The organism is Pseudomonas marginalis (genome assembly GCF_001645105.1).
GTDB classification, from domain to species: Bacteria; Pseudomonadota; Gammaproteobacteria; order Pseudomonadales; family Pseudomonadaceae; genus Aquipseudomonas; species Aquipseudomonas petroselini.
Genome location: NZ_LKEG01000026.1, coordinates 292,546 through 314,658 on the forward strand (window position 1 = coordinate 292,546; position 22,113 = coordinate 314,658).

General features: G+C 62.0%; 7 protein-coding genes. 6 read left to right on the forward strand and 1 reads right to left on the reverse strand.

Annotated features, from left to right (window positions below; all coding sequences use genetic code 11):
- The first annotated feature begins 121 nt into the window (after positions 1 to 121).
- Both AO064_RS06360 and AO064_RS06365 read left to right on the forward strand, forming a co-directional pair.
- On the forward strand, positions 122 to 745 hold the full coding sequence (locus AO064_RS06360) for a TetR/AcrR family transcriptional regulator (RefSeq protein WP_064052746.1): 624 nt from the start codon (positions 122 to 124) through the stop codon (positions 743 to 745).
- Between the two features lie 94 nt (positions 746 to 839).
- Positions 840 to 1,628, forward strand: a complete 789-nt coding sequence (locus tag AO064_RS06365; protein WP_082893883.1) for a substrate-binding periplasmic protein — start codon at positions 840 to 842, stop codon at positions 1,626 to 1,628.
- 151 nt (positions 1,629 to 1,779) lie between these two features.
- Here AO064_RS06365 and AO064_RS06370 read toward each other — a convergent pair whose 3' ends face one another.
- Positions 1,780 to 2,331 (reverse strand): RNA polymerase factor sigma-70, encoded by a 552-nt coding sequence (locus tag AO064_RS06370; RefSeq protein WP_064052748.1) that lies wholly within the window; start codon positions 2,329 to 2,331, stop codon positions 1,780 to 1,782.
- 300 nt (positions 2,332 to 2,631) lie between these two features.
- On the opposite strand from AO064_RS06370, the gene AO064_RS06375 reads away from it, so the two are divergent.
- The 4 genes from AO064_RS06375 to AO064_RS06390 all read left to right on the forward strand — a co-directional run bounded on the left by AO064_RS06375 (position 2,632) and on the right by AO064_RS06390 (position 22,087).
- The gene (locus tag AO064_RS06375; RefSeq protein WP_064052749.1) at positions 2,632 to 3,384 is read left to right on the forward strand and encodes a thioesterase II family protein; all 753 of its coding nucleotides are present in this window, start codon (positions 2,632 to 2,634) and stop codon (positions 3,382 to 3,384) included.
- A gap of 51 nt (positions 3,385 to 3,435) precedes the next feature.
- Positions 3,436 to 16,326, forward strand: a complete 12,891-nt coding sequence (locus AO064_RS06380; RefSeq protein ID WP_064052750.1) for a non-ribosomal peptide synthetase — start codon at positions 3,436 to 3,438, stop codon at positions 16,324 to 16,326.
- 149 nt (positions 16,327 to 16,475) lie between these two features.
- Positions 16,476 to 19,181, forward strand: a complete 2,706-nt coding sequence (locus AO064_RS06385) for a hypothetical protein (protein WP_082893884.1) — start codon at positions 16,476 to 16,478, stop codon at positions 19,179 to 19,181.
- Positions 19,182 to 19,357: 176 nt separating this feature from the next.
- Complete coding sequence (locus tag AO064_RS06390) at positions 19,358 to 22,087, forward strand: hypothetical protein (RefSeq protein ID WP_082893885.1); 2,730 nt, start codon at positions 19,358 to 19,360, stop codon at positions 22,085 to 22,087.
- The last annotated feature ends 26 nt before the right edge of the window (positions 22,088 to 22,113 follow it).

Consider the following 22,113-nt stretch of genomic DNA (forward strand, 5'->3'; position numbering starts at 1 on the left):
ACTACCAAGCAAGCGCTTGGTTTGTAAACTCCGCGCACAAGTTTTAGCCAAGCGCTTGCTTGGGTGGCTGCCACGGCCTAAATTGCCGCCCAAGACGTCCGTGGAAGTAGAGGAGAGAGGCATGGATGAGCAAAAAGCCCTGCGGGTGATGCGCACCATGGTCGATGGCGGCCAGTTGACCGACCCCGACAGTGCCCGTGGCAAGCTGCTGCAAACCGCGGCCCACCTGTTTCGCAACAAGGGCTTCGAGCGCACCACCGTGCGCGACCTGGCCAGTGCGGTGGGCATTCAGTCCGGGAGCATCTTTCATCACTTCAAGAGCAAGGACGAGATCCTGCGCGCGGTGATGGAAGAAACCATCCACTACAACACCGCGATGATGCGCGCTTCGCTGGAAGAGGCGACCAACGTGCGCGAGCGGGTGCTGGCGCTGATCCGTTGCGAATTGCAGTCGATCATGGGCGGCAGCGGCGAGGCCATGGCAGTGCTGGTGTACGAGTGGCGCTCGCTCTCGGCCGAAGGCCAGGCCCAGGTGCTGGCCCTGCGCGATGTGTATGAGGCGCTCTGGCTGCAAGTATTGGGCGAGGCCAAGGACGCCGGCTATATCCGCGGCGATGTGTTTATCGCCCGGCGGTTCCTCACCGGCGCCTTGTCCTGGACCACCACCTGGTTTCGCGCAGAGGGCAGCCTGACGCTTGAGCAACTGGCCGAAGAAGCCCTGTTGATGGTTCTGAAAGCCGATTGAGACGCAAGCTATTAATTTGCCGATGGAAAGTTGTCTCGCCAGACAAAAACGCCTAGCTTATCGGCATTAGTGTTTTTGAACGGTGTGTGCCTTGATGTTTTCGCCATGGCGGCTGGCTGCAGGACTTACCTTTTGGGCACTGGGCACCGCGTGGTGGATGCCGGCTTCGGCTGCGCAATTAGTGCGCATCGGCGCGGCACATTTCCCTCCCTACACCGTTCGCCCCGAGCAGGGCGCCGACACCGGTTTGCTGCCGCAACTGGTCGAGGCCCTGAACGCCTCGCAAACCGACTACCAATTTGTCTTGGTGCCCACCTCCATTCCGCGACGCTTTCGCGATTTCGAGCAGGGCCGGGTTGATATGGCTATCTTCGAAAACCCTGACTGGGGCTGGCAGAAGATTCCCCACACCACCGTCGACATGGGCCTGGAAGACGCGGAAATCTTTGTCGCCCAGCGTGCGTCCGGTCGCGACCAAGGCTATTTCGCTGACCTCAACGGCAAACGCCTGGCGGTGTTCAGCGGTTATCACTACGCCTTCGCCCACTTCAACCCCGACCCCAAGTACATGGCCGAGCACTTCAATGCCTCGTTGACCTACTCCCATGACAGCAACCTGCTGATGGTCGCGCGCGGGCGTGCCGACATCGCCTTGGTGACCCGTTCGTACCTGAGTGACTTTATGGTGCGCAACGCGGAGATGGCCGGGCAGTTCCTGGTGTCGGAACGCATCGACCAGGTGTATCACCACTACGCATTGCTGCGCCCGAAAGCGCCGATCACGGGGGAGGCGTTTGCCGCGTTGCTCAAGCACTTGCGTGACGATGGCGAGATGTTGAAGATTTTCGAGCCGTATCGCATTGATGTGATGGCGGTGCCCTGACAGGTACAACACCGATCAAAAGTGTGGCGCGAGCTTGTGTGGGAGCTGGCTTGCCTGCGATAGCATCAACTCGGTGCAACTGAAAAACCGAGGTGCCTGCATCGCAGGCAAGCCAGCTCCCACATAAGGCGCACATTTCATCTGCTGGGGATCAAACCCTGCGCGCAAACGTATCGCTATGGCTGCCCGATACCTTGCGACAGTGCACCAGCGCATCACGGATCATGAAGTTCACCAGGGTCGGCGAGACGCCCAGCTCCTTGGCGATGTCCTTTTGCGGCACGCCGTGCAGGCGGTACATCTCGAACGCGTAGCGGGTGCGCTGGGGCAGTTCGGTCAGCGCGTCGGCGATGTTTTCCAGGGTATTGAAATTAATGTGCGAGGTTTCCGGTGAAGCGCCGTGAATAACCACATTCAAGCCTTCCTCTTCCGTTCCGGAGTATTTGAGCTCCAGGGCCTGTTTGCGGTAGTGATCAATCGCCAGGTTGCGCACGATCTGGAACAGATAGCTCAATTGAGCCTTGAACGATGACGTGATCGTCGGCGCCGATTGCAGTCGGAAGAAGGCATCCTGCACTACGTCTTCGGCCCGCGAGCGGCACCCGGTAATGCGTGCCGCGATCTTCACCAGAATCAGCCGATTATCGACGAATGCCTGGAGAAGCGGTGAGTCGCACCTGCCTGTGGATACTTGTTCCGTCATGGAAATCACCTTGTCGCAAAAGAGGTTAGGGGAGGGCGTCCTTGCTGAGGCCTCCTACACATCGGGCAACAAATTATGCTTAATGATAATGATTGTCAAATGAGAAGGCGAACTAATCTTATGCTTTCTTGTTCGGTGTGAACCACGTCTCGCGCTGCCCTGCGACTAATTATTTGCCGGTGCCGTCCGTTCTTCTGGGTGACAGGTCCGTTAGCAAACGGCCAAGGATCCGCACCCGCAGGAGGACGAAATGGGTTTTTATCGTGCATACAGCGTGTTTCAGTTTGGAGGCGTGACGCGATGAGTACGCCGACTCGACTGCGCCTGTTCTGCCTCCCCTATTCGGGCGCCAGCGCCATGGTCTATGCGCGTTGGCGCCGTGCCCTGCCTGAGTGGTTGCAGGTGTGTCCGCTGGAATTGCCCGGCCGCGGCATGCGCATGGACGAGCCGCTGCAGCGCGATATCAAGGCCTTGGCCGCGCAGCTCGCCGAGGAAATCAGCCGCGACTTGAACGGTCCCTACGCGTTGTTCGGCCACAGCCTCGGCGGCCTGCTCGCCTTTGAACTGGCGCACGCCTTGAGCGCTCGCGGTGTGCCCGCGCCGCTGGCGCTGTTTGCGTCCGGTACGGCCGGGCCGGCGCGTCGTGACGTCAGCGAATACGCCGTCGAAAAGACTGACGAACAACTCATCGCCCGGCTGCGCGAACTGCAGGGCACCGCCGAAGAAGCCCTGGCCAACCCCGAGTTGATGCAGTTGATGCTGCCGATCCTGCGCGCCGATTTCCTGCTGTGCGGCAGCTTCACCTACGGCGAGCGCGCACCGCTGGAGATGCCGATCCACGTGTTCGGCGGCAAACAGGACAGCGTGCGCGCCGACCAGTTGCTCGACTGGCAACTCGACGCCGCCAGTGGCTTTTCCCTGGACATGTTCGACGGTCACCACTTCTTCCTCATGCAGCACGAAAGTGCCGTGCTGCGCTGCCTGCGGCGCTACGCCGACGAACACCTGGCCCGCTGGCGCACTGGCGCGGCGCGGCAACTGGCCGCTGGCTAGACGCTACCTATTCCCCGAATTTCCCGTAAGCCGCTTTCAGGCAGGAACCCCATGATGGACGCCTTCGAACTTCCCCAAACGCTGGTCCACTCCCTTCAACGTCGCGCCGCGCAGACTCCGGACCAGGTCGCCCTGCGCTTCCTCGCCGAATCCGCCGAGCACAGCGTTGTACTCAGTTACCGCGACCTGGACCAGCGCGCCCGCACCATCGCCGCGGCCCTGCAAGCCAATGCGGACCTGGGCGACCGTGCGGTGCTGTTGTTCCCCAGCGGCCCGGATTACGTCGCGGCGTTCTTTGGTTGCCTGTACGCCGGGGTCATTGCGGTGCCGGCCTATCCGCCGGAATCCACCCGTCGCCACCATCAGGAACGCTTGCTGTCGATCATCAGCGATGCCGAACCGCGCCTGTTGCTGACCATCGCCAGCCTCGCCGACGGCCTGGCGCAGATTGAAAACGCGCCGCCAGTATTGAGCGTCGATAGCCTTGAGAGTGCCGACAACTGGATCGCTCCCGACCTGCAGCCGGACGACATCGCCTTCCTGCAATACACCTCCGGTTCCACCGCGCTGCCCAAAGGCGTGCAAGTCAGCCACGGCAACCTGGTGGCCAACGAAGTGTTGATCCGTCGCGGTTTCGGCATCGACCTCAACCCGGATGACGTGATCGTCAGCTGGCTGCCGCTGTACCACGACATGGGCCTGATCGGCGGCCTGCTGCAACCGATTTTCAGTGGCGTGCCGTGCGTGTTGATGTCGCCGGCCTACTTCCTCGGCCGGCCGTTGCGCTGGCTCGAAGCGATCAGCGAATACGGTGGCACCATCAGCGGTGGCCCGGATTTCGCCTATCGCCTGTGCAGCGAGCGGGTCAGCGACTCGGCATTGGAACGCCTGGACCTGAGCCAGTGGCGCGTGGCCTATTCCGGTTCCGAACCGATCCGCCTCGACACCCTGGAACGCTTCGCCGAGAAGTTCGCCACCTGCGGTTTTACCCCGAACAATTTCTTCGCCTCCTACGGCCTGGCCGAGGCGACCCTGTTTGTCGCCGGCGGCACGCGGGGCCATGGTATCCCCGCGCTGCGGGTCGACGAGCAAGCCCTGGCCGCCAATCGCGCCGAACCGGGGCAGGGCAGTGCAATCATGAGCTGTGGCACCCACCAGCCCGAGCATGCGGTCCTGATTGCCGACCCGCACACCCTCACCGAACTCCCCGACAACCACGTCGGCGAACTCTGGGCCAGCGGCCCAAGCATCGCCCGCGGCTACTGGCGCAACCCCGAAGCCACCGCCAAGACCTTCGTCCAGCATGCCGGCCGTACCTGGCTGCGCACCGGCGACCTGGGTTTTATCCGTGACGGCGAGGTGTACATCACTGGTCGCCTCAAAGACCTGCTGATCGTGCGCGGCCACAACCTGTACCCGCAGGACATCGAGCAGACCATCGAGCGCGAAGTCGAAGAGGTGCGCAAAGGCCGCGTTGCCGCTTTTGCGGTGAATGACCAAGGCCTGGAAGGCATTGGTATTGCTGCTGAAATCAGCCGCAGCGTGCAGAAAATCCTGCCGCCCGAAGCGTTGATCAAGGCGATCCGCCAAGCGGTCGCCGAGGCGTACCAAGAGGCGCCAAGCGTAGTGGTGCTGCTCAACCCCGGCGCATTGCCGAAGACGTCCAGCGGCAAGGTGCAACGTGCGGCGTGTGCGCTTCGCCACACCGATGGCAGCCTCGACCGCTATGCACAGTTCCCCGATCTGCCGGCACAGGCGAGCGACAGCGCGCTGCAATCCGAACTGCAACAACAGATCGCCGCGATCTGGTGCGAGCAATTGCAGGTGGCAACAGTGGCCGCCGACGATCACTTCTTCCTGCTCGGCGGCAATTCCATCACCGCCACCCAGGTGGTCGCCCGCCTGCGTGAAGCCCTCGGCCTGGAGCTGAACCTGCGCGTGCTGTTCGAGGCGCCGACCCTGCAAGGCTTTGCCGCGAATGTCGCGCAGTTGCAACACGACGGCGGCGTGGCTCAGGGCGTGATCCACCCCCTGTCGCGCCAGGATGAACTGCCTCAATCCCTGGCGCAGAACCGCCTGTGGATCACCTGGCAACTGGACCCGTACAGCAGCGCCTACACCGTCCCCGGTGCCCTGCGCCTGCGCGGCGAGCTGGATGAAGACGCCGTGCGCGCAAGCTTCCAGCAATTGATCCAGCGCCACGAAGCCCTGCGCACCCGCTTCTACGAAAGAGACGGCCAGGCCTTCCAGCGTGTCGAGGCCAAGGCGGATTTCGAGCTGCAAGTCATCGACCTCAGCGACCTGCCCACTGACGAACGCGAAGCCCGTGCACAGCAGATCCGTGAAGACGAAGCCCGCACCCAGTTCGACCTGGAAAAGGGCCCGCTGCTGTGGGTAACCCTGGTGCGCCTGGACGATGAGGATCACCAACTGTTGGTGACGCTGCACCACATCATCGCCGACGGCTGGTCGCTCAACATCCTCATCGACGAATTCTCGCGCCTCTACGCCGCCGCCGCCCAGGGCCAAACCCTGGAGCTGCCACCGCTGGCCCTGCAATACGCCGACTATGGCAGCTGGCAGCGCCAATGGCTGGCCGAAGGCGAAGGCCAGCGCCAATTGGCGTACTGGAAAGCGCAGTTGGGTGAAGAGCATCCCACCCTGAGCCTGGCCACCGACCACCCGCGTTCGGCACACCACCGTCACACAGCTTCACGCCACACGGTGCGTCTTGGTGTGAGCCTCAGCGAAGCGATTCGCCAGACCGCCCAGGCCCACGAATCCACGCCGTTCATGCTGTTGCTGGCAGCCTTCCAGAGCCTGCTCTACCGCTACAGTGGCCAGCGCGATATCCGCATCGGCGTGCCCAACGCCAACCGTCCGCGCCAGGAAACCCAAGGCCTGGTCGGCTTCTTCATCAACACGCACGTCATGCGGGCCGAGCTGGACGGGCGCCTGCCGTTCAGCGAGCTGTTGGCCGCGACACGCCAGACGGTATTGGGCGCCCAGGCCCATCAGGACCTGCCCTTCGAACAGCTGCTGGAAGCTTTCCCGCAAGCTCGCGAACAGGGCCTGTTCCAAGTCATGTTCAACCACCAGCAGCGTGATTTGAGCGCGTTGCGCCGCTTGCCGGGCATGCTCGCCGACGAATTGCCATGGCACAGCCGCGAAGCCAAGTTCGACCTGCAACTGCACACCGAAGAGGACCGCAATGGGCGCTTGAGCCTGTCGTTCGACTACGCCGACGAGTTGTTTGAACGCGCGACCCTCCAGCGCCTGGCCGAGCACTACATCAACCTGCTGCACGCCGTGTGTGACCAACCGCAGCAAACCATCGGCGACCTCACGCTGATGCAGCACGACGAACAGCAAGCGTGGAGCGCAGCCCCCTGCGCGCCGGCCCAGCAGTGGCTGCCCGAACGGCTCAACCAGCAGACCTCGGACAACACCGCGCTGGTCTGGGACGGCGGCAGCCTGACCTTCGCCCAACTGCACACCCAGGCCAATCGCCTGGCCCACTACCTGCGCGACAAAGGTGTCGGCCCGGACGTGTGCGTGGCCATCGCCGCCGAGCGCTCGCCGCACCTGCTGATCGGCCTGCTGGCGATCATCAAGGCCGGTGGCGCCTACGTGCCGCTGGACCCGGATTACCCCGCCGAGCGCCTGGCCTACATGCTCAAGGACAGTGGCGTCCACCTGCTGCTGACCCAGACCGCATTGCTGGATCAGGTGCCGAGCGCCGACGGCGTGTGCGTGATTGCGATGGACAGCCTGCACCTCGACAGCTGGCCCACCCAGCCACCCGGCTTGCACCTGCACGGCGATAACCTCGCCTACGTGATCTACACCTCCGGCTCCACCGGCCAGCCCAAAGGCGTGGGCAACACGCATGCGGCATTGGCCGAGCGCTTGCAGTGGATGCAGGCCACCTATCCACTCAACGACACCGATGTGCTGCTGCAAAAGGCGCCGATCAGTTTCGACGTGTCGGTGTGGGAATGCTTCTGGCCGCTGATCACCGGGTGCCGCCTGGTACTCGCCGGCCCTGGTGAACATCGCGACCCGCATCGCATTGCGCAGTTGGTGCAGGCACACGGCGTGACCACGCTGCACTTTGTGCCGCCGCTGTTGCAGTTGTTTATCGACGAACCGCGGGTGGCCGAATGCACCAGCCTGCGCCGCCTGTTCTCCGGCGGCGAAACCTTGCCCGCCGAACTGCGCAACCGCGTCCTGGCGCAGTTGCCGGCGGTGCAATTGCACAACCGTTATGGTCCGACCGAAACCGCGATCAACGTGACCCACTGGCACTGCCGCGCGGAAGACGGCGAGCGCTCGCCGATTGGGCGTCCGCTGGGCAATGTGATCTGCCGCGTGCTGGACGAGCAACTCAACCCCGTGCCACTGGGTGTGCCGGGTGAATTGTGCATCGGCGGCATTGGCCTGGCCCGGGGTTACCTCGGCCGCGCCGGGTTGACGGCTGAACGCTTCGTTGCCGACCCCTATGGTGAGGCGGGCGCGCGCCTGTACCGCACCGGTGACCGTGCCCGTTTCAACGCCGAGGGTGTGATCGAGTACCTTGGGCGCCTCGACCAGCAGGTCAAGCTGCGTGGTTTCCGTGTGGAGCCGGAAGAAATCGAAGCGCGCATGCTCGCCCTGGAGGGCATCGCCCAAGCCGTGGTGCTGGTGCGTGATGCACAGCTGATCGGCTACTACACCGCCCCTGCCGAGCTGGACGAACACCACGTCAAGAGCGCCCTGGCCGCCGAGCTGCCGGAGTACATGGTGCCCGCGCTATTGATGCGCCTGGACGCCATGCCCCTGAGCCCCAGCGGCAAGCTGGACCGTCGCGCGCTGCCGGAGCCGGTGTGGCACGTGCGTGAACATGTCGAGCCCGAGACCCCGCTGCAACAGCAGATCGCCGCCATCTGGCGCGTAGTCCTCGGCTTGCCCAGCATCGGCCTGCGCGATGACTTCTTCGCCCTTGGCGGCCACTCGTTGCTGGCCACGCAAATCATCTCCCGCACCCGCCAGGCGTGTGACGTCGAACTGCCGTTACGGACGTTGTTCGAAGCCAGCGAGTTGGGCGCTTTTGCCGAGCAGGTCGGCCTGATCCAGGCGTCGGGCCAACGCAACCAACAGACCGCCATCGCCAAGGTCGACCGCAGCCAACCGGTGCCGCTGTCCTATTCCCAGCAGCGCATGTGGTTTCTGTGGCAGATGGAGCCGGACAGTCCGGCCTACAACGTCGGCGGCATGGCGCGCCTGCGTGGCGTGCTGGATGTGGGGCGTTTCGAGGCGGCGCTGCAGGCCTTGATCATGCGTCACGAAACCCTGCGCACCACGTTCCCGAGTGTCGACGGCGTGGCCTGTCAGAAGGTCTCGGCCCAGACCGGCCTGCGCATGGACTGGCAGGACTTCTCCGCGCTGGACGAAGCCGAACGCCAGTCACGGTTGCAGCAATTGGCGGATCACGAGGCGCATACGCCGTTCAACCTGGAAACCGGGCCGTTGCTGCGAGCCTGCCTGGTCAAGGCCGCCGAGCGCGAACACTACCTGGTGCTGACCCTGCACCACATCGTCACCGAAGGCTGGGCCATGGACATCTTTGCCCGTGAACTCAGTGCGTTGTATGAAGCCTTTATCGACGAGCGCCTGTCACCGCTGGCGCCGCTGCCGGTGCAGTACCTCGATTACAGCGTGTGGCAACGCCAGTGGATGGAAGCGGGTGAGCGTCAGCGTCAGTTGGACTATTGGACCCGGCAGCTGGGTACGGAACATCCGTTGCTGGAACTGCCCGGCGACCGCCCACGTCCGCCGGTACAAAGCCATCGGGGCGAGCTGTACCGCTTCGACCTGAGCGATGACCTGGCGGCGCGCGTGCGGGCCTTCAACGCCGAACGTGGCCTGACCCTGTTCATGACCATGACCGCCACCCTGGCCGTGTTGCTCTACCGCTACAGCGGCCAGACCGACCTGCGCATCGGTGCTCCCGTGGCCAACCGTATTCGTCCGGAAAGCGAAGGGCTGATCGGCGCTTTCCTCAATACCCAGGTGCTGCGTTGCCAGCTCAGTGGGCAGATGAACGTCGCTGAGTTGTTCGAACAGGTGCGCCACACCGTCATCGAAGGCCAGTCCCACCAGGACCTGCCGTTCGATCACCTGGTGGAAGCCCTGCAGCCGCCGCGCAGTGCGGCGTACAACCCGCTGTTCCAAGTGATGTGCAATGTGCAGCGCTGGGAGTTCCAGCAGAGCCGCCAACTGGCCGGCATGACCGTCGAGTACCTGGCCAACGATGCGCGCGCGACCAAGTTCGACCTCAACCTGGAGGTCACCGACCTCGATCATCGTCTGGGCTGCTGCCTGACCTACAGCACTGACCTGTTCGACGAGCCGCGCATTGCGCGCATGGCCGAACATTGGCGCAACCTGTTGGAAGCCTTGATCACCAACCCGCAGCAACGCCTCAGCGAACTGCCGTTGCTGACCGCCGCCGAGCAACGCGCGTTGCAGGACAGCCTGGGCATCGAGGCGGGCGAGCACCGTCTCGACCAGTGCATTCATCAACTGTTCAGCCAGCAAGCGGCAGCCCGTGGCGATGCGCCGGCGCTGACCTTTGCCGGTGAAACCCTGAGCTACCGCGAACTCGACGCCCGCGCCAACCGCCTGGCCTGGATGCTGCGCGAGCGTGGCGTCGGACCGCAGGTGCGCGTGGGCCTGGCGCTGCCGCGCTCGCTGGAAATGGTGATCGGCCTGCTGGCGATCCTCAAGGCCGGCGGCGCCTATGTGCCGCTGGACCCGGAATACCCGCTGGACCGTCTGCACTACATGATCGAAGACAGTGGCGTCGGCCTGCTGCTCAGCGATGCGGCGATGTTCGAAGCCCTCGGCGAATTGCCCGCGAGCGTGGCGTGCTGGTGCCTGGAAGATGACCTGCCGGTGCTCGCCAACTACCCGGCCGATGAGCCGTCCTTTATCAGCCTGCCGCAGCACCAGGCGTACTTGATCTACACCTCCGGCTCCACCGGCAAGCCGAAAGGCGTGGTGGTGTCCCACGGTGAAATCGCCATGCATTGCGCGGCGGTGATCGAGCGCTTTGGCATGCGCCCTGATGACTGCGAATTGCACTTCTATTCGATCAACTTCGACGCCGCGACCGAACGCTTGCTGGTGCCGCTGCTCAGCGGCGCCCAGGTGGTGTTGCGGGCTCAGGGCCAGTGGGATGCAGAAGAAATCTGCGCGCTGATCCGCACCCATCGCATCAACATCCTAGGCTTCACGCCGAGCTATGGCAGCCAGTTGGCGCAATGGCTGGCGACCCAGCAGCAGACCTTGCCGGTGCGCATGTGCATCACCGGTGGCGAAGCGCTCACTGGCGAACACCTGCAGCGCATCCGCGCCGCGTTCCAGCCGCAGGTGTTTTTCAACGCCTACGGCCCGACGGAAACGGTGGTGATGCCGCTGGCCAGCCTCGCGCCCGAGCAGTTGGAGGAGGGCGCTGCGAGCGTGCCGATCGGCAGCATTATCGGTGACCGCGTGGCCTATATTCTCGACGCCGACCTGGCGTTGGTACCGCAAGGCGCGACCGGCGAGTTGTACGTCGGTGGGGCGGGTCTCGCCCAGGGTTATCACCAGCGTCCGGGCATGACCGCCGAGCGGTTTGTCGCCGATCCGTTTGCCCGCAATGGCGGGCGCCTGTACCGCACCGGCGACCTGGTGCGCCAACGCGGCGATGGCCTGGTGGAGTACCTGGGGCGTATCGACCATCAGGTGAAGATTCGCGGTTTCCGTATTGAACTGGGCGAGATCGAAACCAGCCTGCTGGAACATGCGGCCGTGCGCGAAGCCGTGGTGCTGGCGCTGGATGCGCCGAGTGGCAAACAGCTGGTGGCGTACCTGGTCAGCGATGCCGAGCACGGCGCATTACGCGATGCGCTCAAGGCTCACCTCAAGGCGCAACTGCCGGACTACATGGTGCCCGCGCACCTGATTGTGCTCGACAGCATGCCGCTGACCGCCAACGGCAAACTCGACCGTCGCGCCTTGCCGCAGCCGGACCCGGAAGCCAACCGCCAACAATACGTGGCCCCGCGCAACGAACTTGAAAGCACGTTGGCCGCCATCTGGTGCGCTGTGTTGAATGTGCAGCAAGTCGGTCTCGACGATAACTTCTTTGAGCTGGGCGGCGACTCGATCCTGTCGATCCAGGTGGTCAGCCGTGCGCGGCAGGCCGGGATTCACTTCAGCCCCCGCGACCTGTTCCAGCACCAGACCGTGCAAACCCTGGCGGCGGTCGCCACGCGCTCCGAGCAGGTCACGGCCGAGCAGGGTGTGTTGACCGGCACCTCCGGGCTGACGCCGATCCAGCACTGGTTCTTCGACACTGAGATCCCACAGCGCCAGCACTGGAACCAGGCGCTGGTCCTCAAGCCGTTGCAACTGCTGGTGCCGCATCGCCTGGAGCAAGCCTTGCTGGCGGTGCTGGAACACCACGACGCCTTGCGCCTGAGCTTCTCCCAGCGTGACGCGCACTGGCACGCCGAGCACCTGGCCGTGCCGCAAGGCGGCGTACTGATGCAGGCGCAAGTGCGCGATATGGCGCAATGCACCGCGCTGTTCACTGATACCCAACGCAGCCTCGACCTGCAACACGGCCCGCTGCTGCGCGCCTTGCTGGTGGACGGGCCCGAGGGGCAGCAACGCCTGCTGATCGCGATCCATCACCTGGTGGTGGACGGCGTGTCGTGGCGGGTCTTGCTGGAAGATTTGCAAACGGTTTACCGCCAGTTGAGCGACGGCCAGTCCGTCAGCCTGCCGGCCAAGACCAGTGCCCTGCGTGAGTGGGCCGCGCGTTTGCAGGCCTACGCCGGCAGTGAATCCCTGCGTGAAGAATTGAGCGTCTGGCAAGCGCAGTTGGCGGGCCCTGATGTGGCGTTGCCGGTGGCCCGCCCGCAGGGTTCGCTGCGCAACCGCGATGCCGACACCGTCAGCGTGCGCCTGGATGCCGAGCATACGCGTCAGTTATTGCAACAGGCTCCGAGCGCCTACCGCACCCAGGTCAACGATCTGCTGCTGACGGCCTTGGCCCGTGTGCTGTGCCGCTGGAGCGGCCACGCGTCGGCGCTGATCCAGTTGGAAGGCCACGGCCGCGAAAGCCTGTTCGATGACATCGACTTGACCCGCAGCGTCGGCTGGTTCACCAGCGCCTACCCGCTGCGCCTCACTCCGCACGCTGCTCAGGGCGACTCGATCAAGGCAATCAAGGAACAACTGCGCTCTGTACCGCATAAAGGCTTGGGCTACGGCGTGCTGCGCTACCTGGCCGATGATCTGTACCAACAGAGCATGGCCGTCTTGCCGAGCGCGCAGATCACCTTCAACTACCTCGGCCAGTTCGACCAGAGCTTCGGCGCCGATGCGTTGTTCCACCCCTTGGATGAATCCGCAGGCCTGGCCCATGACCCGGACGCGCCGCTGCCTAACGAGTTGAGCGTCGACAGCCAGGTCTACGGCGGCGAGTTGGTGCTGCGCTCGACCTTCAGCCGTGAACGCTTCGATCACGCTACCGTGCGCGAATTGGCCGAGGCGTACCTGGCCGAACTGCACAGCCTGACCCAGCACTGCCTGCAGGACGATGCCGGTGGCCTTACGCCGTCCGACTTCCCGCTGGCCCACCTGAGCCAGGTGCAACTCGACAGCTTGCCGGTACCGGCCACTGTTATCGAAGATGTCTACCCGCTGACCCCGATGCAGGAAGGCTTGCTGCTGCATACCCTGCTGGAGCCGGGCACCGGCCTCTACTACATGCAGGACCGCTACCGCATCAACAGCGCCCTGGACCCCGAGCGTTTCGCCCAGGCCTGGCAGGCGGTGATCGCCCGTCACGACGCCCTGCGTGCCTCGTTCTGCTGGAACGTCGGCGAAGACATGCTGCAAGTGATCCACAAACCGGGCAGCACGCCGATCGAGTATCTGGACTGGAGTGCTGACCCGGAAAGCGAACAGGAACCGCGCCTGCAAGCGCTGCTCAAGCAAGAGCGCGAAGCCGGTTTTGATCTGCTCAACCAGGCACCGTTCCACCTGCGCCTGATCCGTGTTGGCGCCGAACGCTACTGGTTCATGATGAGCAACCACCACATCCTCATCGATGCCTGGTGCCGTTCGTTGCTGATGAATGACTTCTTTGAGATCTACATGGCCCTCGGTGAAGGCCGCGAAGCGCAACTGGCCACACCGCCGCGTTATCGCGACTACATCGCCTGGCTGCAACGCCAGAACCTCAACGAGGCTCGCCAGTGGTGGCAGCAGAACCTGCAAGGGTTCGAGCGCACCACGCCGATCCCGAGCGACCGGCCGTTCCTGCGTGAGCACGCGGGTCACAGCGGCGGCATGGTGGTGGGCGATTGCTACACCCGTCTCGATGCCTGCGATGGAGCCCAACTGCGCGAACTGGCCCAGGCCCATCAGCTGACCGTCAACACTTTCGCCCAGGCGGCGTGGGCGCTGGTGCTGCGGCGCCTGAGCGGTGATCGCGACGTGCTGTTCGGCGTCACCGTGGCCGGGCGCCCGGTGGAGATGCCCGAAATGCAACGCACCGTCGGCCTGTTCATCAACAGCATCGCGCTGCGGGTAAAACTGCCCGAGGACGACCAGCCTTGCAGCGTGCGCCAGTGGTTGAACAGCCTGCTCGACAGCAATATGCAACTGCGCGAGTACGAATACCTGCCGCTGGTGACGATCCAGGAACACAGCGAACTGCCCAAGGGCCAGCCGCTGTTCGACAGCCTGTTCGTGTTCGAAAATGCCCCGGTGGAAGTCTCGGTGCTGGACCGCGCACACAGCCTGAATGCCACCTCGGACTCCGGCCGCACCCACACCAACTTCCCGCTGACCGCCGTGTGTTATCCGGGCGATGACCTCGGTTTGCACCTGTCCTACGACCAACGCTACTTCGACGAAACCACCGTGCAAGGCATGCTCGGCGAGTTCAAGCGCCTGCTGCTGGCGCTGGTGCAGGGCTTCCACGGCGACATGGCCGACCTGCCGCTGATTGGCGAGCAGGAGCGCGAGTTCCTGGTGGACGGTTGTAACCAGAGCGAACACGACTATCCGCTGGAGCGCAGCTACATCGAGTTGTTCGAAGAGCAGGTGGCCGCGCATCCGCAGCGCATCGCCGCCAGTTGCCTCGATCAGCAATGGACCTATGACGAACTGAACCGTCGCAGCAACGGCCTCGGCCACGCGCTCATCGCAGCGGGTGTCGGCCTCGATCAACCGGTGGCGCTGCTCGCCGAACGCAACCTCGACCTGCTGGGCATGATCATCGGCAGCTTCAAGGCCGGTGCCGGCTACCTGCCGCTCGACCCGGGCCTGCCGAGCCAGCGTTTGCGCAGCATCATCGACTTGAGCCGCACGCCGTTGCTGGTGTGCACCGAGGCGTGCCGCGAGCAGGCCATCGAGTTGCTGGACGGTTTCGACTGCCAGCTGCTGGTGTGGGAAGAAATACCGGCGCGTGGCGAAAACCCCGGCCTCTACAGCGGCCCGGACAACCTCGCCTATGTGATCTATACCTCGGGCTCCACCGGCCTGCCCAAGGGTGTGATGGTGGAACAGCGCGGCATGCTCAATAACCAGTTGAGCAAGGTGCCTTACCTGGCCTTGAGCGACGCGGATGTGATTGCGCAAACCGCTTCGCAGAGCTTCGATATTTCCGTGTGGCAATTCCTCGCCGCGCCGCTGTTCGGCGCACGGGTGGATATTGTGCCGAACACCCTCGCCCACGATCCACAGGGCCTGCTCGAACATGTGCAGGGCCAGGGCATCACCGTGCTGGAAAGCGTACCGTCGCTGATCCAGGGTATGTTGGCCCAGGACCGTATCAGCCTGGACGGCCTGCGCTGGATGCTGCCGACCGGTGAAGCCATGCCGCCGGAACTGGCGCACCAATGGCTGCTGCGCTACCCGCGGATAGGTTTGGTGAACGCGTATGGCCCGGCGGAATGCTCGGACGATGTGGCGTTTTACCGCGTCGACCTGGCCTCGACCCGTGGCACTTACCTGCCGATTGGCACGCCGACCGACAACAACCGTTTGTACCTGCTCGACGGTGCATTGGAGCTGGTGCCGCAAGGTGCTGTCGGCGAGTTGTGTGTCGCCGGGACCGGCGTCGGTCGCGGTTACGTCAGCGACCCGCTGCGCACCGCGCCGGTGTTTGTGCCCAACCCGTTCGGTGCCCCCGGCGAACGCCTCTACCGCACCGGTGACCTGGCGCGCCGCCGCAGTGACGGTGTGCTGGAGTATGTTGGTCGCGTTGACCACCAGGTGAAGATTCGCGGCTACCGCATCGAACTGGGTGAAATCGAAGCGCGCCTGCACGAACAATCGGAAGTGCGCGATGCGGCGGTGGGCGTGCAGGAAGGCGTCAACGGCAAGCATCTGGTCGGCTATTTGGTGGCCGCGGATGCAGCGCTGAACCCAGGCGAGCGCCTGGACCGCATCAAGCAACGCCTGCGTGCCGAACTGCCGGAATACATGGTGCCGCTGCACTGGCTATGGCTCGACCGCCTGCCGCTCAACGCCAACGGCAAACTCGACCGCAAGGCCCTGCCGGCGCTGGAGATCGGCCAGTTGCACAGCCAGGACTACCTCGCACCGCGCAACGAACTGGAAACCACCCTGGCCGCTATCTGGGCCGAGGTGCTGAAAGTCGACAGGGTAGGGGTGCAGGACAACTTCTTCGAACTGGGCGGGCATTCGTTGCTGGCCACGCAGATTGCTTCGCGGGTGCAGAAAACCCTGCAACGGGATGTGCCGCTGCGGGCGATGTTCGAGTGCAGCACGGTGGCGGAGTTGGCTGAGTATATCGAGGGGTTGGCGGGGAACGAGATCAGTGCCGAGAAGGTGGATCGGTTGAGTGATTTGATGGCGGAGTTGGAGGGGTTTTGAGGCGGCCGTTGGTCGGAGAAGTCAGGGTTTTTAGTCATAACTGTCAATTCTGACAGTAGGCGAAGGCGTAGCAAAAGCGCTCACTAGGAGAAAATCCTTGGCCTGAGGCAGGTCAAGGTTAATAGCCTATGGAACATGGAGTTCTCACCATGCCGCAAAAAAAACCTACGTCTAATACTTCTTCAAATACAGACAATGCACGAACCCCTAAGGCAGTCGAGGTTGGCGCTCCGGTCATCTACAAAGGCGAGGGAGGAACGCTCTATCCGCTGGATGTGAAAGAGGGGCCGTATCTGACCACGGATTCGAACATGGACGATTCGGATATTACCGTCACCGTATCAGTTAGGTTTAAGCATGGGGGCGAAGCGGTATTTGAGGACATTGTGGATAAAAGTGGAACCAGCGGCGCCCGGCGCATCTTCTTTCCTCTGAGTTACATAACATCTGGCATGGGGCACACACTCTTTTTCTCCTATAAAGGGAGGGTGGGCGGGCAGGTCGCAGAGTCCCGGGTCGCCGAGGTGGGCGTTCGGTTTTATGATGAAAAAGATCTTGAAGGTTATGTACCCAAGTTTGTCCATTCCGAACTCGTTAACAGTACGCCCACGTTGGATATGCACAAATTTACGGGGAACGAAACGATCCTCGCGTTTGCCCACCCTCTCGTTAAAGCAGGCGATCAACTATTCATAAACGTGGCGGGTGATCAGGACAAGACGCCTTTCGCTTTCAACATCGTGGCTGCTTCTCGCGTTGTCACTCCGGAGGAGGCGGTGCCGGGTCATGTGTTCAGGTTTTCTCTGCCACGCGGTTGGATGGGGCGTCGGCGGCCATGGGGATCGCTGACTATTCATTGGGGCTGGATCTGCGATGGTCGCCCCCCACTGCCTCCGGCTGAAGTCGTTCCTACCCTTGAGACGCGTCTCCCAGAGAACGCTCTTGAAGGCCTTCCTCGTCCTTCCAGTAGATTGATTGAGGATCCTCGCCTTGAAAACCCGCCGCCTCCCCATCTGCGGCAATCCGTGCTTTTCAACGATGAGTGGTACCTCAACCCGGAACTCACCACGCGGGGTGGGAATGTATATATTCCTGACTTGGAGACTTATGCAGACGACCAACTCTGTTTTTATGTGAGCGGGTTGGATTATGGGAACAAGCCGCTTGGCTGCGTGACAATTAAACACGACGGGGAACTGGCAACCACCGAGTTATCGCCCTGTGTCATTGCCTGCTTTTTTAACACGCCGATGGCACTGACCTACACCGTTCAGTTCCCCCACAGTAATGGCCCACAGCAATCCCCTGAACGAGTGATTAACGTGTTGCTGCCCCGATTTCCCCTCTCTGGGATCGAACAGGCAACGGGCGATATCCTTGATCTCAGTACATTCGCAATGGACGCGACGGCTTTTGTGCCTGTCTGGGACTATTCCGAGTGTTCGAATCTTTGTTGGATGTGGATCACGGGCGAACGTGAAAACGGCAGCGCTTACCGGTTCGACATTTTGTCTGACGCACCTGTCACCGAGGACTGGAAGGTGCATGGCGTGGATGCGCGGATCCCAAGGGAAGTATTGCTACAGTTGGCCGATTGCAGTGAATTCAAACTGCACTTCGCGGCGAGCTTCTGTGAAGCCACCGCCCTGGCGGACGCCCATGAGTTTCCTGCGCAGGCATTCAACATCGAGCAGGAACCTCTGGTGCTGGCGGCGCCCAAAGTGACGGAAGCGGTCGGCACCGATTTGACTGCCTGGAATGGGCGCGAAGGCGTCCATGTCGAAGTGAGCTACACCGGTAAACACCCCAAGCACAGTATCAGCCTGTGTTGGGAGAGACCGGAGGGTACCTGCTGGCCGTTGACCTCCAAGCCCGGCAGTGCTGTGGGTGCAGTCATTTTCTCACTAGCGCGGGAAGCGGTTATCGAGAGCATGGGCAAAACGGTGGCGATCACCTACACCGTGACCACGGCGTGCAAGGTGCAGACATCACTGCCGTTGAATGTGAAGATCAGCAAGCCTGTGCGTCTGCCCACGCCGGTTGTCCCACAGGCCACGCCACCGGTCGTGCAAGGTGGCATTCTGGATCTGGCCACCTTTTCAGGCGATGCGTCCATCACCGTGGAAAAATGGTGGTTTGCCCTGGCGGGCCAGCGAGTATGGCTAAAGTGTTCGGGCATTAGAAAGGATGGGAATGCTCACACCTTCTACGTATTGAAAGGCACAAGGCTGACGGATGAACAGGCCAAGAACGGGCTTGTGGAGTGGATGAGTCGACATGAGCTGGACGCGTTAAGACATGACACACCTCTGATAGTCACCTGTGTCACTGCACTCTATGACAGTGAACTTGAAGCGGATTCGATTGTTTTCCCGACGCTGCGCGTGATTATCAGAAAACCACTTGAATGTAAGACAGAAGATTTCGAATCACTGCCGTTGGAGCGTTTTGGCGCGGGCAACAGTGTGCAGACCCCGCTGATGAAAATAACCTTTCAGTCCGGATCGGGTGTGGCAGGCATTGTCACGTATGGCAATGACCCGTTCTATTCGGGCAAACATTTTGTCATGTGTGAAAACGAGGGCGACCAAGATCCGCCGCAATTACATCGTATTGACTTCCCTCACGCCCTGGAGTCCATCAGGTTCGCGTGGTCGTGGAAACAGGCTCCCGCGACGGTCACTTTTTATAATCAGGCAGGTGGTGTGATTACCAAGCTTGATTACGATGACGATTGGCGAGGGGGGTTCTGGGTTGAGCATGTAACGGAACCGGGGACGGCTATTGCTTGGATGACGATTCTGGTGAGGGACTACTCGTTTATTGACAACTTCAGAATGTGTTATCGAGTTTGAACCGGGGGCGCAGTGCGATGTTCGTCAGGGGCGCTGGTGAGTAAAAGACTGGCGTTCCGTCAGAACTGTCAATTCTGACAGTAGGCAAGGTTCCTGTTCCCTGCGTTAGATAACCGGAGTTCCCGGCCGCTCAGGCCCGCTTCGATCGTTATCTAACGTTGGACAGGAGTCTTATCGTGGCTAAAAAAACCATTCCTAAGCAAACTTCATCCACTCCATCCGTCAAACCGCCCCCCCGCCTGCCAAAAAAGCCTAAAGCGCAATTGCCTTTTCCGATTATCGCGTTCGCGGCGAATAACAGTGTGCTGTATCCCATCGATGCGATTGATGGGACGTGGGCCACGCTGACCCTGCCTAAGGGTGCGACTGACCGCAGATTTTTCATGGCTATCAAGGGCCAGGTCGAACCTGCATTCGATCCCGTCTTGGTTGATGACGATGAGGATGTAGTACCGATTGCCGCGCCGTCCCTCAGTTTGATGATCGGGCATACGGTACTGATGTGGTACACCGCGCGGGTAGAAGGGAAGGAGGAGACCTCCTTGGTGTTGGAGCTGGAGGTTCAGCACATCAGGGAGGTACATCTCGCGGGGTCAAGGCCGGAGTTTGTACACGCTGAGTATGAGTGGAGCACGTGGTGGCTGTGGATGAGTGATTTCGAGGGCGATGAGACGATCACGATCGACGCCTGGCCGATGATCCAGCCCGGGCAGCGCTTGTTTGTTACCGTGGCCGGCGATCAGCATCAGGCGCCTTACCCCTTTATCTGGGTAGTCTATGACCATATGGTGACGGAGGCCGAAGCGCATGCCGGGCATGTGTTTGAACTTGAACTGTCGCGCCGCTGGATGTCTCAGCGCCAGGACTACTCGGCCCTGACGATCCACTTTGGGGTGATCTGGGACGGCACGGAGCCCGTGCCGCCGGATCCGGGAGATCCGCATCTGGAAAACCCATTGCCCACCAACGCCCAGGATTTCCACCTGCGCACTACCACGTTGTTGCGCGTTGACCCTGGGTTGGATTTACCGCCGCCGCATTTGCGTGAATCAACGGAGTGCACGCCAGGTCACTGGGTGCTCAACCCGGTCAACAGTGCTTCCGGTGGGCATGCGGACGTTACCTACGACTGGATAGCACCGGGAGACCACGTTTGCGCCTACGCATCCGGCCCGGGGCTGGAGACGCAGCCGCTTGGCTGCAAGGACGTGAAAAAGGGCGAAACCTCGCTGGCATTCGAGGTCGCGCCGTGGATTATCGCTGCGCTGTTCAACCAGACGTTAACGTTGACCTACACCGTGAGGTTCAACGGGAACGATCCGCAGCACTCCCCCGAACGTGTCATCAAGGTCCTTGAGCCTTTGCTGACCGTGCCGGAGATCGCAGAGGCAACGGGCGATACCTTGGACCTCAATAACTTCCGCGGTAACGCCACTGGCGTGGTGCCTTACTTTGACTACTTGGAGGCGGCAGAGTGCTGCTGGATGTGGGTCAGCGGCACGCTTGAGGGCGGCGCTGCTTATCGGTTTGATGTGCTGGAGGATGAGCCACTTAAGCCAGAGTGGTTCCCCGATGGCGTTGAGACACCCATCTCCAGAGCGCAACTGCAGAAGCTGGCGGACTGCAGTGAGTTTACCCTGCATTTCGCGGCGAGCTTTAACAGGCGGTGCGAGCGTGCGACGGCCATCGAGTTCCCGTCGAGGACCTTCACGATCGTGCAGGAAGACCTGGTCCTGGTCGCACCGACCGTGCGCGAAGCCGTGGGTAACCAACTGACGATTTACAACGGCAGAGAGGGCGTGACGGTGCGGGTGAAATATCCGAGCATCAGTGATCACCAGCAAATCCGCGTGTGCTGGAAACGGACAGACGGCACCTGCCTGCCCCTGGCCTCCCAGCCAGGTAATCATGCGCTGGGCCATGTGGACTTCAGCATCCCGCGTGAGGCGGTGATTGAGGCTGCCGGTGAAACGGTCACGATCAACTACACGGTAACGAGTGCGTGCAAACTTGCGACCTCCGAGGACCTGGGGTTGCACATCAGTCTGCCGGTGCGTTTGCCCACGCCTGGGGTGCCACAGGCAACGCCGCAAGCGACCCAGGGCGGTATTTTGGATCTGCGTACCTTTGCAGGCGATGCCAGCATCACCGTGCAAAAATGGTGGTTCATCCTGTTAGGGCAGGTGGGGTGGCTTGAGTGCCGGGGCACCAAGGACGATGGCACTTCCTACACCATTCATGTGATGGTCAACCAGCCGATCAACGCGAGTGATCTGGCCAATGGGTTGTCACGCGTGCTCAAACGCGATGAGTTGAACAAACTGCGCAACAGGACGCCGTTGGACGTCGTATTCAAGTGCACCACAAAGGTCGGCGGCCATGCCGGGAACGCGGTCGAGTTTCCACTTTTGCACTTGGCGTTTCGTAAGGCGTTCAGGGATGTGACGGACTTCAATCCCCAAGGTCCTGAGGGTGGTTTGAATGGCTGGAAGAGAGGAGCGGGCGCCACTGACGAAAGAGACATGCAGGTTAAGTCGGGTACGATGCCAGACGGTCAGCCCGGCTATCACATGTTTGACTGGGGATACACCAACACGTCAAATCCCGTCACCCAGAGGGAGAAGCTGTACAAGGTATACACCGAGCTGGAGTCGGGACGTACCTACAGGTTCAGCGCCTGGGTCCGTGACAATAGCAACGTCGGTTTGAAACCGCGTCTGGTGCTGGTTGCAGCAGGACGTGAAGTCGTCCCGGTCACAGAGCCCGGCGTGGCCTGGCAGTTGCTCCAGGGCGTCTTCACGGCCACATCGACGCCGATGCGGCTCAGTGTTGATAACCTTCGGATGGGCATCGCGCCGGGTAACGACTTTGACGTGACGTGGATTGTCGTAGAAGAGATCGTTTAGGCCTGGCTGAAGGGGTCAAGGATAGG

Bases quoted from the DNA above. Each gene is read 5' to 3' on its own strand.
- AO064_RS06360 (WP_064052746.1), top strand. From the start codon at position 122: ATGGATGAGCAAAAAGCCCTGCGGGTGATGCGCACCATGGTCGATGGC.
- AO064_RS06365 (WP_082893883.1), top strand. From the start codon at position 840: ATGTTTTCGCCATGGCGGCTGGCTGCAGGACTTACCTTTTGGGCACTG.
- AO064_RS06370 (WP_064052748.1), bottom strand. From the start codon at position 2,331: ATGACGGAACAAGTATCCACAGGCAGGTGCGACTCACCGCTTCTCCAG.
- AO064_RS06375 (WP_064052749.1), top strand. From the start codon at position 2,632: ATGAGTACGCCGACTCGACTGCGCCTGTTCTGCCTCCCCTATTCGGGC.
- AO064_RS06380 (WP_064052750.1), top strand. From the start codon at position 3,436: ATGATGGACGCCTTCGAACTTCCCCAAACGCTGGTCCACTCCCTTCAA.
- AO064_RS06385 (WP_082893884.1), top strand. From the start codon at position 16,476: ATGCCGCAAAAAAAACCTACGTCTAATACTTCTTCAAATACAGACAAT.